This window comes from Mycobacterium sp. 852013-51886_SCH5428379 (assembly GCF_001665575.1).
Classification (GTDB): domain Bacteria; phylum Actinomycetota; class Actinomycetes; order Mycobacteriales; family Mycobacteriaceae; genus Mycobacterium.
The window spans coordinates 18,994-32,065 of the sequence record NZ_LZSU01000037.1 but is presented as its reverse complement, the minus strand read 5'-3'; the positions used below and the strand labels follow the sequence as shown (position 1 = coordinate 32,065).

Sequence of the window (13,072 nt, the reverse complement as noted above, 5' to 3'; positions counted from 1 at the left end):
TCCGGCCGATGCGGCGCACGGCCGTTCAGGCATCGGGTACAGTCCTGTGGTCTCACTTACTACTTGCGAGTAGGGAGATAGTCGTCACCAGAAGTGGGCCGGGGCAAGGAGTGGGCGTGCGACAGCTGATGCCGTTGCGCCATGACGGTTCGGTCATGGGAGCACATCGGTGACCGCCTCCAACGGAGGTCTCACCGGGTACGTGCGCGACCAGACCAGGCCTGCCCTGGAGGCGGTCGGCGGATTCGTCCGCATGTGCGTGCTGACCGGCAAGGCGTTGTTGCGGCCGTTCCAGTGGCGGGAGTTCATCCTCCAGTCCTGGTTCCTGTTCCGGGTCTCGTTCCTCCCGACGGTCGCGGTCGCGGTGCCGCTGACCGTGCTCATCATCTTCACCCTGAACATCCTGCTCGCCGAGTTCGGCGCGGCGGACGTCTCCGGCGCGGGCGCAGCCCTCGGCGCGGTCACGCAGCTGGGACCCCTGGTCACCGTGCTCGTCGTCGCCGGCGCGGGTTCCACGGCCATCTGCGCCGACCTGGGCGCACGCACGATCCGCGAGGAGATCGACGCCCTCGAGGTCCTGGGCATCGACCCGATCCACCGGCTGGTGGTGCCCCGCGTCGTCGCCTCGACGTTCGTGGCCCTGCTGCTCAACGGCGCGGTCATCACCATCGGCCTGGTCGGCGGCTTCATCTTCGGCGTCTTCATCCAGAACGTCTCCGCGGGCGCCTACGTCTCGACCCTGACGCTGGTCACCGGCCTCCCCGAGGTGTTGATCTCGGTGGTCAAGGCGACACTCTTCGGCCTCATCGCCGGACTGGTCGGCTGCTACCGCGGCCTGACGGTCGGTGGCGGCGCCAAGGGCGTCGGTACCGGCGTCAACGAGACGCTCGTGCTGTGCATCGTCGCGTTGTTCGCGGTGAACGTCGTGCTGACGACCATCGGTGTCCGGTTCGGAACGGGGAGCTGACATGGCGGTCAAATCTCAGACGGGCACCGTTCTGCGGCAGCGCTTTCCCCGCGGATACGCGCGTGCCGAGAAAGTGGTCGCCGCTCCGTCGCGCGGACTGGACAGCGTCGGGCACGTCGCCTGGTTCGTCGTCACCGCGGTCGGCTCCATCGGGCACGCGCTGCGCTTCTACCGCAAGGAAGTGCTCCGACTGATCGCCGAGATCGGCATGGGCACGGGCGCGATGGCGGTCATCGGTGGCACGGTCGCGATCGTCGGTTTCGTCACCCTGTCGGGCGGCTCACTGATCGCGATCCAGGGTTTCGCCTCGCTGGGAAACATCGGCGTCGAGGCATTCACCGGATTCTTCGCCGCCCTGGTCAACGTCCGCATCGCCGCGCCGGTCGTCGCAGGACAGGCGCTGGCCGCCACCGTCGGCGCGGGCGCCACCGCCGAGCTCGGCGCCATGCGGATCAGCGAGGAGATCGACGCCCTCGAGGTGATGGGCATCAAGTCGATCTCGTACCTGGTGTCGACGCGGATCATGGCCGGCTTCATCGTGATCATCCCGCTGTACGCAATGGCGATCATCATGAGCTTCCTGTCGGCCCAGGTCACCACGACGCTGTTCTACGGGCAGTCCACGGGCACCTACGAGCATTACTTCCGAACGTTCCTACGACCAGACGACGTCGCCTGGTCCTTCGTCCAGGCGATCGTCATCTCGATCATCGTCATGCTGAACCACTGCTACTACGGCTACTACGCCAGCGGCGGACCTGTCGGCGTGGGTGAAGCAGTCGGTCGTTCGATGCGCGCATCGCTGATCGCGATCGTGCTGGTGGTCCTATTGGCCTCGTTGGCGCTCTACGGCACCGACCCGAACTTCAACCTGACGGTGTAGCCATGACCGCACCCCAAGCTCCGATCAACAATCCGCGCACGCCGCCGCTCAAGATCTCCGCGATCGTGCTGCTGCTCATCGCCGCGGTGGTGGCGACCCTGGTGTGGTTCCAGTTCCGGGGGGACTTCACACCCACCGAGACGCTGACCCTGAAATCCGCCCGCGCCGGCCTCAACCTCGACCCGGGCACCAAGGTGACCTTCAACGGCGTCGAGATCGGCCGCGTGGAGGAGGTCAACGCCACCAGTGTGGGAAACGAGCCGAATGCGCTCATCACCCTCGAGGTGGACCCCGAATACGTGCGACTCATCCCGTCCAACGTGGTCGCCGACATCTCGGCCACCACGGTGTTCGGCAACAAGTATGTGTCCTTCTCGTCCCCGCCGAACCCGTCGAAGGAGCGCATCAGCAGCGACGACGTGATCGACGTGACGAGCGTGACGACCGAGTTCAACACGCTGTTCGAGACCATCGTGTCGATCTCGGAGAAGGTCGACCCCGTCAAGCTCAACCAGACGCTGACCGCTGCCGCGCAGGCGCTCGACGGGCTCGGTGACCGGTTCGGTGAATCGCTCATCGACGCCAACGCGATCCTGGCCGACCTCAACCCCCAGATGCCGCAGATCCGTCGCAACACCCAGCTGCTCGCCGACCTGGGCGAGGTCTACGCCAACGCCGCGCCGGACCTGTTCGACGGTCTGGAGAACGCGTCCACCACCGCGGCCACGCTCAACGAACAGCGCGGCAACCTCGACCAGGCGCTGATGTCGGCTGTCGGGTTCGGCAACACCGGCGGTGAGGTGTTCGAACGCGGGGGACCCTATCTGGTCCGCGGCACCGCCGACCTGGTTCCCACGTCGGCCCTGCTCGACGAGTACAGCCCGTCGCTGTTCTGCATGATCCGCAACTACCACGACGTCGAGCCGAAGATCTCCTCGTCGCTGGGCGGCAACGGCTACTCGCTGCGCACGCACTCCCAGATCCTCGGCGCCGGAAACCCGTACGTGTACCCGGACAACCTGCCCCGGGTGAACGCCAGGGGCGGACCCGAGGGCAAGCCGGGCTGCTGGCAACCGATCACCCGTGACCTCTGGCCCGCGCCCTACCTGGTGGCGGACACCGGCGCGTCGATCGCTCCGTACAACCATTTCGAACTCGGCCAGCCGATCGCCATCGAGTACGTGTGGGGTCGCCAGATCGGGGAGAACACGATCAACCCATGAAAATCACCGGTACCGCCATCAAGCTCGGCGCCTTCTCCCTGGTGCTGCTGCTGTTCACCGGCCTCATCGTCGTGGTGTTCGGTCAGATGCGATTCGACCGCACCACCGGTTACTCGGCGATCTTCAGCAACGCCAGCGGTCTGCGCCCCGGACAGTTCGTCCGCGCCTCGGGTGTGGAGGTCGGCAAGGTCTCCAAGATCGAGCTGATCGAGAACGGCACGCGGGCGAAGGTCGACTTCGACGTCGACCGGTCGCTGCCGCTGTTCGACGAGACCACCGCATCGATCCGCTACCTCAACCTGATCGGTGACCGCTTCCTGGAGCTCAAGCGCGGGGACAGCGACCGGCGGATGCCCGGCGGCGGCACCATCCCCGTCGAGCGGACCGAGCCCGCGCTCGACCTCGACGCGCTGATCGGCGGATTCCGTCCCCTGTTCCGGGCGCTGGAACCGGAGAAGGTCAACAACATCGCCCAGTCGATCGTCACGGTCTTCCAGGGCCAGGGCGGCACCATCAACGACATCCTCGACCAGACGGCGTCGCTGACCTCGGCGCTGGCCGACCGCGACCAGGCGATCGGAGAGGTCATCCGCAATCTCAATACGGTGCTCGACACGACCGTCAAGCATCAGAAGCAGTTCGACGAGACCCTGGTGAACTTCGAGACGCTGATCACCGGGCTGAAGAACCGCGCCGATCCGATCGCCACGTCGGTTGCCGACATCAGCGATGCCGCCGGCACCGTCTCGGATCTGCTGGCCGACAACCGGCCGCTGCTGCAGGACACCATCGGCTACCTCGACGCGGTGCAGCAGCCGCTGGTCGACCAGCAGGCTCAGCTCAACGACCTGCTGGTCCGCTTCCCGACCGCGCTGAAGATCATCGGCCGTGCGGGCGGCATCTATGGTGACTTCTTCAACTTCTACGCCTGCGACATCTCGCTGAAGCTGAACGGGCTGCAGCCCGGTGGACCGGTGCGCACGGTGAAGATCACCTCGCAGCCGTCGGGCAGGTGCACGCCGCAATGAGAACTCTGGAAAGTCCGAACCGGGTCCGTGGCGGCCTGATGGGCATCCTCGTCCTGGTGCTCGTGGTGGGGGTGGGCCAGAGCTTCGCCAGCGTCCCGATGCTGTTCGCGCAGCCGAAGTACTACGCGCAGTTCACCGACACCGGCGGCATCAACCCCGGTGACAAGGTGCGAATCGCCGGCGTGGAGGTCGGTGAGGTGCTGACCACCGAGATCGAGGGCGACAAGGTCGTGGTGGGGTACACCCTCGGCGGCACGCAGATCGGCCGCGACAGCCGGGCCGCCATCCGCACCGACACCATCCTCGGACGCAAGAACCTCGAGATCGAACCGCGCGGCTCGCAGAAGCTCCCGGTGAACGGGGTCATCCCGGTCGGCCAGACCACCACGCCGTACCAGATCTACGACGCCTTCGCCGATGTCACCAACGCTGCATCGGGTTGGGACACCGACTCGGTCAAGCAGTCGCTGAACGTGCTGTCCGAGACCATCGACCAGACCTATCCGCATCTGAGCGCCGCTCTGGACGGCGTGGCGCGGTTCTCCGACACCATCGGCAAGCGCGACGAGCAGATCAAGCAACTGCTCGCCAACGCCAACAAGATCGCCGGCGTACTCGGCGACCGCAGCCAGCAGGTCAACCAGCTGCTGGTCAACGCCCAGACGCTGCTGAGCGCGATCAACGAGCGCCGCTACGCGGTCGACATGCTGCTCGAGCGGGTCTCCGCGTTCTCCACGCAGGTCGAGGGTTTCATCGACGACAACCCGAATCTCAACCGGGTGCTCGAGCAACTGCGGGTGATCAGCGGAACCCTCAACGAGCGCAAGTTCGACCTGGCCGACGTGCTGACCACGCTGAGCAAGTTCACTGCGGCGCTCGGCGAGGGCGTCGCGTCCGGGCCCTACTTCAAGGTCATGCTCGTCAACCTGCTGCCGTATCAGATCATCCAGCCGTTCGTCGACGCCGCGTTCCAGAAGCGGGGCCTGGATCCGGAGCAGTTCTGGCGCAGCGCCGGCCTGCCCGCGTTCCAGTTCCCCGACCCGAACGGTCAGCGCTTCAACAACGGTGCGCCGCCGCCGGCCCCGACGCGGCTCGAGGGCACCCCGGAGTTCCCGAATCCCGCGGTGCCCAAGGGCAGCCCGTGCTCGTACACCCCGCCCGCCGACGGCATCCCCAGCCCGGCGAACCCGCTGCCGTGTGCGGATCTGACAGTGGGTCCGTTCGGCGACAACCCGTACGGTCCGAACTACGGCCCGCCCAACGTGGTGTCGTCGGCGCCGAATCCGAACGCGCCGCCGCCGGCGCCCGGCATCGCCAGCTCCGGGATCCCCGGTCAGGTCGCACCGTCGGCGCCGGGTGTCCCGGTTCCGCTGCCGCCCGCGCCTCCGGGCGCCCGGCACGAACCCCCGGGACCGTTCCCGGGCCCGACCGCCACGGGTGGCAACGTGACGCAGGCTCCGCCGCCGCCGGCGCTGACCGGTCCGCCGCCACCGCCGGGACCGGGGCAGCAGTTGCCGCCGGCCGGTATCCCGCCGCTGCCGGGGAACCCGCCGTTCCTCCCGCCCGGCTCGCAGGAAGCTACGGGGGACTAGCCGATGTCGACGATCTTCAACGTCCGAAACCTCAAGGCGCCGAGCATGTCTCGCGCCGCGATCATCATCGCCACCCTGGCCGTGGTGCTGGCGCTGGTGGCCGCGTTCGTGGGCTGGCAGCTCTACAAGAAGCTGACGACCAACACCGTCACCGCGTACTTCACCGACACGCTCGCGCTGTACCCCGGCGACAAGGTCCAGATCATGGGCGTGCAGGTCGGCCGGATCGACAGCATCGACCCCGACGGCGACAAGATGAAGGTCGTCTTCAGCTACGAGAACAAGTACAAGGTGCCCGCCAACGCGACCGCCTCGATCCTCAACCCGAGCCTCGTGTCATCGCGCACGATCCAGCTGGCGCCCGCCTACACCGGCGGGCCGGTCATGGAGGACGACGCGGTCATCACGCTCGACCGCACGCAGGTGCCGGTGGAGTACGACGAGCTGCGCAACTCGATCGACCGCCTGCTGACCGATCTCGGCCCCACCCCCGAGCAGCCCAAGGGTCCGTTCGGCGAGGCGATCGAGTCTTTCGCCGACGGACTGTCCGGCAAGGGCACCCAGATCAACACCACGCTCAACAGCCTTTCGGAGGCGCTCACCACGCTCAACCAGGGCCGCGGTGACTTCTTCGGTGTGGTCAAGAGTCTCGCTCTGTTCGTCAACGCGCTGCACCGCAGCGATCAGCAGTTCGTCGCGCTGAACCGCGATCTCGCGCAGTTCACGAACTCGTTCACCAACACCGACCGAGAGTTGGCGAATGCGCTGCAGGATCTCAACAGCCTGCTCACCACGACGCGCCAGTTCCTCGACGAGAACAGCGAAGTGCTGACGACCGATATCAACAATCTCGCCGACACGACCAACGCGATCCTGCAGCCGGAGCCGCTCGACGGGCTCGAGACCGGTCTGCACGTGTTCCCGAACCTCGCGGCCAACGTCGTCAACATCAGCTCGCCGAACAACGGTGGCATCGTCTCACTTCCGGTGATCACCAACTTCGCCAACCCGATGCAGTTCATCTGCAGCTCGATCCAGGCCGGCAGCAGGCTGGGCTACCAGGAGTCGGCGGAGTTGTGCGCGCAGTACCTCGCGCCGATCCTGGACGCGATCAAGTTCAACTTCCCGCCGTTCGGGCTGAACCAGGTGAGCACGGCGATGACGCTGCCCAAGCAGATCGCCTACTCCGAGGACCGGCTGCGGCCGCCGCCCGGATACAAGGACACCACTGTGCCGGGCATCTTCTCCCGCGACACCCTGTTCTCCCACGGCAACCACGAACCCGGCTGGGTCGTCGCGCCCGGTATGCAGGGCGTCGACGTGCAGCCGTTCACCGCGAACATGCTGACCCCCGACTCGCTCAACGCGTTGCTCGGCGGCCCCGATCCGGTGAACCCGGCCGCGCCGCCGGCCTTCGGTGTGCAGCCCAACGGCAAGCTGCCCGGGCCGCCCAACGCCTACGCCGAGAACCAGCCGCTGCCGCCCCCGTGGTATCCGCAGCCGGGTCCGCCGCCGGTGCCCGCGCCCGGCGTGATCCCGGGTGACCCGGGTGGTTCGACGATGTCCGCTCCGGCGGCGGGTCCTGCACCCGCTGCGCCGGGCCCGCCCCTCCCCGCCGAGGCAGGACGGTGATGAAATCCATGCGTGCACAAGCGCAGACGACGCCCGCGGCGAGCGGACGCCGCAGGCTGTCGACGATCGGTATGCGGACCATGGCGTTGGCCGTGGCCGCGGTGCTGCTGAGCTCCTGCGGATCGTGGAAGGGCATCGCCAACGTCCCGCTGCCCGTCGGTCCGGGCTCCGGCAGCGACAAGATGACGATCTACGTCCAGATGCCGGATACATTGGCGCTCAACGTCAACAGCCGCGTCCGGGTGGCGGACGTCTTCGTCGGCAGTGTGCAGGCCATTGAGCTGAAGAACTGGGTCGCCACGCTGCGCTTGGACATTCAGTCCGATGTGAAGCTGCCCGCCAACGCGTTGGCGAAGATCGGCCAGACCAGCCTCCTGGGTTCCCAGCACGTCGAGCTGGAGGCGCCGCCGGACCCGGACGCCGAGCCGCTGCGCAACGGGGACACGATTCCGCTGAAGAACGCGTCCGCTTTCCCCACCACCGAGCGGACCCTGGCCAGCATCGCCACCATCCTGCGCGGCGGCGGCATCCCGAACCTCGAGGTGATCCAGACCGAGGTCGACAATCTGCTGACCGGGCGGGCCGAGCAGATCCGCGAGTTCCTGGGCCGGCTCGATGTGTTCACCGACGAGCTCAACCAGCAGCGCGAGGATCTGACCCGGGCCATCGATTCGACCAACGAGCTGCTGACCGTGGTCGCCGATCGCAACGCCACCCTCGACCGGGTGCTGACGGAGTTCCCGCCGCTGATCGAGCACTTCGCCGAGACGCGGGATCTGTTCGCCGACGCCATCCAGGCGGTGGGCCGTATCAGCGCCGCCACCGACACCTACCTGGGTCAGTCGGCCGACGATCTGAACACCAACCTGCGCAATCTGCAGCGTCCGCTCAAGCAGATCGGCAAGGCCTCGCCGTACCTGATCGGCGCGCTCAAGCTGATGCTGACCGTGCCGTTCAGCATCGAGAACATCCCCAAGGCGATCCGTGGCGACTACATCAACGTGTCGCTGTTGGTCGACCTCACGCTGTCGGCCATCGACAACGGCTTCCTCAGCGGCACCGGGATTTCGGGCATGCTGCGGGCCCTGGAGCAGTCGTGGGGACGTGATCCGGCGACGATGATCCCGGACGTGCGGTTCACACCGAACCCGCACAACGCGCCGAACGGACCGCTGGTCGAGAGGGGTGAGTGAGCTGTGCTGACCCGCTTCATCAAGATCCAGCTGGTGATCTTCACGATCCTGACCGTGCTCGCACTGAGCGTGCTGGGCTGGTACTACCTGCGGGTGCCCAGCCTGATGGGCATCGGGCAGTACACGCTGAGTGCCGAGCTGCCTCGCTCCGGCGGGCTGTACGAGACGGCGAACGTCACCTACCGCGGCACCACGATCGGTAAGGTCACCGCCGTCGAGCCCACGGAGACCGGTGCCAGGGCGACGATGAGCATCGACAACAAGTACAAGATCCCGGTCGACGCCGTCGCCAACGTGCACTCCGTGTCGGCCATCGGTGAGCAGTACCTCGACCTGGTCTCCGACGGCAATTCCGGGCAGTACTTCAAGGACGGGCAGACCATCACCGAGAGCACGGTTCCCAGCGAGGTGGGCCCCGCGCTCGATGCGGCCAACGAGGGTTTGTCGGTGCTGCCGGCGGAGAAGATCGACTCGTTGCTGACGGAGACGGCCGACGCGGTCGGTGGGCTCGGTCCCGCGCTGCAGCGGCTGGTCGATTCGACGACGAACATCGCCTCGGATTTCCGCGAGAACCTCGGACCGGTCAACGACATCATCGACAACTCGACGCCGATCCTGGAAAGCCAGGTCACCTCGGGCGACAACATCGAGCAGTGGGCCCGCAACCTGAACATCCTCGCCGCCCAGTCGGCCGAGCAGGACGCGGCACTGCGCAGTGGTCTGCAGCAGGCGGCGCCGACCGCCGATCAGCTCAACGCCGTGTTCAGCGGGGTACGCGATTCGTTGCCCCAGACACTGGCGAACCTGTCGGTCGTGTTCGACATGCTCAAGCGCTACAACAAGGGCCTCGAGCAGACGCTGGTGGTGCTGCCGCAGGGCGCCGCTGCGTCGCAGGCGGGCACGATCTTCGAGGGCGAAGGTCTGCTGCACTTCGGCCTGTCGATCAACCAGCCGGCGCCGTGTCTGACCGGCTTCCTGCCGGCCTCGGAATGGCGCTCGCCTGCCGACACCAGCATGGCGCCGCTGCCGTCGGGCACGTACTGCAAGATCCCGAAGGACTTCCAGGGCAACGTCGTCCGCGGAGCGCGCAACTATCCGTGTGCGGATGTGCCGGGTAAGCGCGCGGCCACGCCGAAGGAATGCCGCAGCGACGAACCGTACGTGCCGCTCGGTACCAACCCGTGGTACGGCGATCCCAACCAGATCCGGGACTGCCCGGCTGCCGGCGCGCGTTGCAACCAGCCGGTGCACCCGGGTCGCAACGGCGTGATCCCGGCGCCGTCGGTCAACAACGGGATGAACCCGCTACCGGCCGACCAGTTACCGCCACCGCAGTCGTTTTCCCCGATCAGCGATCCGCTGAGCCCTCCGGGGCAGGGTCGTGTCGAGTGCAGTGGACAGCAGCCCAACCCGTGCATCTACACTCCGGCACCAGGGCCACCCGGCACTGCGGTGTACAGCCCAGCCAGCGGCGAGGTGGTCGGGCCTGACGGCGTCAAGTACAACGTCAGCAATACGATCGAACCAGGAGACAACGGATGGAAGGAGATGCTGGCACCCGCCAGCTGAACCCCACTCCAGATGCTGACGAAACGCCGGACACCTCGGTAGCAGTATCCCCGGACGACACAACCGAATCCGCGACCGAAGAACCGGCTGAGCCGACCTCCGACGGGCGTCGCGTCTCGCGGCTCGGCCGCGGCTGGCTGACCGCGATCTGCGTGACGTTGCTCCTGCTGACCGCGGGTGCCGGCGTAGGCGGCTACTTCGCACTGAAGTCTCACGAGGAGAGCAGCGCGCTGGCGACCGCGGAGGTCGAGGCGGTGCGGGCTGCCAAAGATTGCGTCGCCGCCACCCAGGCGCCCGACACCACCGCGATGACGACCGGCCAGGCCAAGATCATCGAGTGTTCGACCGGTGACTTCGGTGCCCAGGCCGCGCTCTACAGCGGCATGCTCGTCGACGCGTACCGCGCGGCCGACGTCCAGGTGCAGGTGTCGGACATGCGCGCAGCGGTGGAGAAGCACAACGGTGACGGGTCGATCGACGTGCTCGTGGCCGTTCGGGTGAAAGTCTCAAACTCCGAAGCCGCCGATCAGGAACAGGGTTACCGGCTGCGGGTGCAGATGGCGCCGGCCGACGGCACCTACAAGGTCGCCAGGCTCGACCAGGTCACCTCGTGACGGCGGTGCTCGAGCCGGTGTCGTACGAAGCCGTGGCGGGGACGCCCGCCGACCGCGTGGCCGAGTGGCACACCCGGGCCGGCGCGCTGGCCGTCGACGTGCTGCCCGGTCTGGCGGTGCTCGGCACCACGGTGCCGTGGCTGCTGGTCGGCCCGCAGCTCGGGTGGCTGTGGTGGGTGTTCGTGGTCATCGCAGCGCTGACGGTCGTCGCCATGGCGGCCAACCGGTGGCTGCTGCCGAGTACGACCGGATGGTCGCTGGGGCGGGCGCTGTTCCGGATCCGGGTGGTGCGCCGCGACGGCGCCGCGGTCGGGTTCGCGCGGCTGCTGGTGCGGGATCTGGCGCATCTGCTGGACACCGCGGCGCTGTTCGTCGGCTGGTTGTGGCCGCTGTGGGATCGGCGCCGGCGCACGTTCGCCGACCTGCTGGCCCGCACCGAGGTCCGTCCGGCGGCGCGCCCGCAGCGGGACATCCGCCGGCTGACGGCCAAGGTGCTCGCCGGCGCCGTCGTGGTCAGCGCGCTGGCCGTCGGACTGAACTACGCCGTCGTGTACCGCCAGCAGCAGGCGGTGGACCGCGCGCGGGCGCAGATCGTCGAACAGGGACCCCGGATCGTCGAACAGCTGCTCAGCTACACCACGGAGACGGTCGACGATGACTTCGCGCGCGCACAGTCGCTGACCACCGACTCCTACCGCGAGCAGTTGATCGCTCAACAGAACGCGGTGCGGGAGGCAGGCGCCTCCACGAACGAGTACTGGGCGGTGGTCAGCGCATTGTTGCCCAACCCGCCCGTGACGCCGGACCGCGCGGCGATGCTGCTGGCGATGCAGGGGCAGCGCGGGACGAAGGTCGAGGAGCTGAAGTTCATCACGGCCACCGTGCGGGTGGACTTCGCGAAGGTCGGCGACGACTGGCGGGTGGACAACCTGACCGTGTTGAAGAAGCCGCTGATGCAGGGGGCCGGCGGGTGAGCCCCCGGCGCAGAGTCGAAGCGCAGGAGCGTGACTACTTCTTCTTCCCGGTCGAACCGGTCGAGCCGCGCAGCCGCCCGTTCACGATCTGGTCGACGGTGGCGGGGTTGCTCCTGGTCGCCGCGGTCACTGCGGCGTCACTGATGCTGGTGTCCTACGAGATCGACCGGCGGGCCGAGCAGCGCGACGCCGAGGCGCTGTACTACGTGCGCGGCTTCATGACCATGTACACGACGCTGGATCCGTTCGACGCCAACGCATATGCCGAGCGGGTGCAGGGTCAGGCCACCGGTGAGTTCGCGACCGCGTTCAAGGAGAAGGAGAACGAGATCCTGATCCAGGTCGCGCGCGCAGAACCGACCGAGGGCGGCGTCGTCGAGGCCGGCGTGCAGCGGTGGAACGACAACGGCAGCGCGGATGTCCTCGTCGCCACCAAGACCACATCGAAGACCCCCGACGGCAAGTCGACCATCGAGAGCGGCAACCGCTGGGTGGTCACCGCGACGAAGGAAGGACAGCAGTGGAAGATCAGCCAGCTGATTCAGGTGATCTGACCACCGGGTCCGTCGACAAGCCGGCCCGTACCCGGCGGTGGCCGCGGCGGCGTGCGAACAAGGTTGCGACGCCGGAGGTTCAGCGCGGCGAGGACTCGTCCGCTGCCGATGTCGACGAGCCGGCCGAGGAGTCTGCGACCAAGGTGCCGACGGGTAAGTCGCGGCGCACGCCGAAGCCCGTCGTCGAGGAGCTGGAACCGGAATCCGAAGCCTCCGAACCGGAACCGGCGCAGGAAACCGAATCCGATCCGGAGCTGGCAGACCCCGAACCGCCGCCGCTGCTGATGCCGTATCGACCGGCCGGGAAGCGACTGCTGATCGCCGCGACGGCGGCATCGGTGCTGTTCGTCGCGGCCGGCGCGTTCGCCGGTGCCACGCTGCAGCCGTACCTGGCCGACCGGGCGGCGGTCGAGACGAAACTCGACATCGCGCGCACCGCAACAGAGGCGATCACCACGCTGTGGACCTACACCCCCGACGACATGGCGGCGCTGCCCGACCGCTCTTCGCGCTTCCTCACCGGTGATTTCGCCACGGAGTATCGCCGCTACATCGACGCGATCGTGGCGGCCAACGCGCAGGCCCAGGTGAGCAACACCACCGAGGTGGTGGGGGCGGCGGTCGAATCCCTGTCCGCCGACGAGGCGTCCGCGCTCGTCTACACCAACTCCGTATCGACCAGCCCGGTGAGCAAGAACATCCCGTCGCTGCAGTACCGGTCGTACCGGTTGACGATGGAGCGCGACAACGCCGACTGGCGCATCACCTCGATGGTGCCGGTCACCAATCTGGACCTCACCCCACAGCTGTAACGGGGAATCCGGTGCCACAACCCGTCACCTC

At 67.5% G+C, this 13,072-nt stretch carries 12 protein-coding genes; all 12 read left to right on the top strand.

Annotated features, from left to right (window positions below; genetic code table 11):
- Positions 1–253: 253 nt before the first annotated feature.
- The 12 genes from A5757_RS16370 to A5757_RS16315 all read left to right on the top strand — a co-directional run bounded on the left by A5757_RS16370 (position 254) and on the right by A5757_RS16315 (position 13,041).
- Positions 254–967 (top strand): MlaE family ABC transporter permease, encoded by a 714-nt coding sequence (locus A5757_RS16370; RefSeq protein ID WP_369815962.1) that lies wholly within the window; start codon positions 254–256, stop codon positions 965–967.
- Between the two features lies 1 nt (position 968).
- Entirely contained in the window at positions 969–1,850 is an 882-nt protein-coding gene (locus tag A5757_RS16365; protein WP_066835983.1) for an ABC transporter permease, read from the top strand.
- A gap of 2 nt (positions 1,851–1,852) precedes the next feature.
- On the top strand, positions 1,853–3,073 hold the full coding sequence (locus A5757_RS16360; RefSeq protein ID WP_066835982.1) for an MCE family protein: 1,221 nt from the start codon (positions 1,853–1,855) through the stop codon (positions 3,071–3,073).
- A complete protein-coding gene (locus A5757_RS16355) occupies positions 3,070–4,101 on the top strand; it encodes a virulence factor Mce family protein (protein ID WP_066835980.1) in 1,032 nt (343 codons plus the stop codon). Before A5757_RS16360 ends, A5757_RS16355 begins: the two co-directional genes overlap by 4 nt.
- The gene (locus A5757_RS16350) at positions 4,098–5,693 is read left to right on the top strand and encodes a virulence factor Mce family protein (protein ID WP_066835978.1); all 1,596 of its coding nucleotides are present in this window, start codon (positions 4,098–4,100) and stop codon (positions 5,691–5,693) included. The genes A5757_RS16355 and A5757_RS16350 overlap by 4 nt, the downstream gene beginning before the upstream one ends.
- 3 nt (positions 5,694–5,696) lie before the next feature.
- Positions 5,697–7,325, top strand: coding sequence for a virulence factor Mce family protein (locus A5757_RS16345; RefSeq protein ID WP_066835975.1), 1,629 nt, complete (start codon positions 5,697–5,699; stop codon positions 7,323–7,325).
- Between the two features lie 71 nt (positions 7,326–7,396).
- Entirely contained in the window at positions 7,397–8,518 is a 1,122-nt protein-coding gene (locus A5757_RS16340) for a virulence factor Mce family protein (protein ID WP_066835973.1), read from the top strand.
- 3 nt (positions 8,519–8,521) lie between these two features.
- Positions 8,522–10,087, top strand: coding sequence for a virulence factor Mce family protein (locus tag A5757_RS16335; protein WP_066835971.1), 1,566 nt, complete (start codon positions 8,522–8,524; stop codon positions 10,085–10,087).
- Positions 10,057–10,701, top strand: a complete 645-nt coding sequence (locus A5757_RS16330; RefSeq protein ID WP_066835969.1) for a hypothetical protein — start codon at positions 10,057–10,059, stop codon at positions 10,699–10,701. The genes A5757_RS16335 and A5757_RS16330 overlap by 31 nt, the downstream gene beginning before the upstream one ends.
- Positions 10,698–11,675: an RDD family protein gene (locus A5757_RS16325; protein WP_066835967.1), complete on the top strand. Its 978-nt coding sequence runs from the start codon at positions 10,698–10,700 to the stop codon at positions 11,673–11,675. The genes A5757_RS16330 and A5757_RS16325 overlap by 4 nt, the downstream gene beginning before the upstream one ends.
- A complete protein-coding gene (locus tag A5757_RS16320; protein WP_066835965.1) occupies positions 11,672–12,229 on the top strand; it encodes a mammalian cell entry protein in 558 nt (185 codons plus the stop codon). Before A5757_RS16325 ends, A5757_RS16320 begins: the two co-directional genes overlap by 4 nt.
- The gene (locus tag A5757_RS16315) at positions 12,196–13,041 is read left to right on the top strand and encodes a mammalian cell entry protein (protein ID WP_066835963.1); all 846 of its coding nucleotides are present in this window, start codon (positions 12,196–12,198) and stop codon (positions 13,039–13,041) included. Before A5757_RS16320 ends, A5757_RS16315 begins: the two co-directional genes overlap by 34 nt.
- The last annotated feature ends 31 nt before the right edge of the window (positions 13,042–13,072 follow it).

Coding starts and splice junctions, on each gene's coding strand:
- A5757_RS16345 (WP_066835975.1), top strand. CDS start 5,697: ATGTCGACGATCTTCAACGTCCGAAACCTCAAGGCGCCGAGCATGTCT.
- A5757_RS16340 (WP_066835973.1), top strand. CDS start 7,397: ATGCGGACCATGGCGTTGGCCGTGGCCGCGGTGCTGCTGAGCTCCTGC.
- A5757_RS16360 (WP_066835982.1), top strand. CDS start 1,853: ATGACCGCACCCCAAGCTCCGATCAACAATCCGCGCACGCCGCCGCTC.
- A5757_RS16330 (WP_066835969.1), top strand. CDS start 10,057: ATGGAAGGAGATGCTGGCACCCGCCAGCTGAACCCCACTCCAGATGCT.
- A5757_RS16365 (WP_066835983.1), top strand. CDS start 969: ATGGCGGTCAAATCTCAGACGGGCACCGTTCTGCGGCAGCGCTTTCCC.
- A5757_RS16355 (WP_066835980.1), top strand. CDS start 3,070: ATGAAAATCACCGGTACCGCCATCAAGCTCGGCGCCTTCTCCCTGGTG.
- A5757_RS16370 (WP_369815962.1), top strand. CDS start 254: ATGTGCGTGCTGACCGGCAAGGCGTTGTTGCGGCCGTTCCAGTGGCGG.
- A5757_RS16350 (WP_066835978.1), top strand. CDS start 4,098: ATGAGAACTCTGGAAAGTCCGAACCGGGTCCGTGGCGGCCTGATGGGC.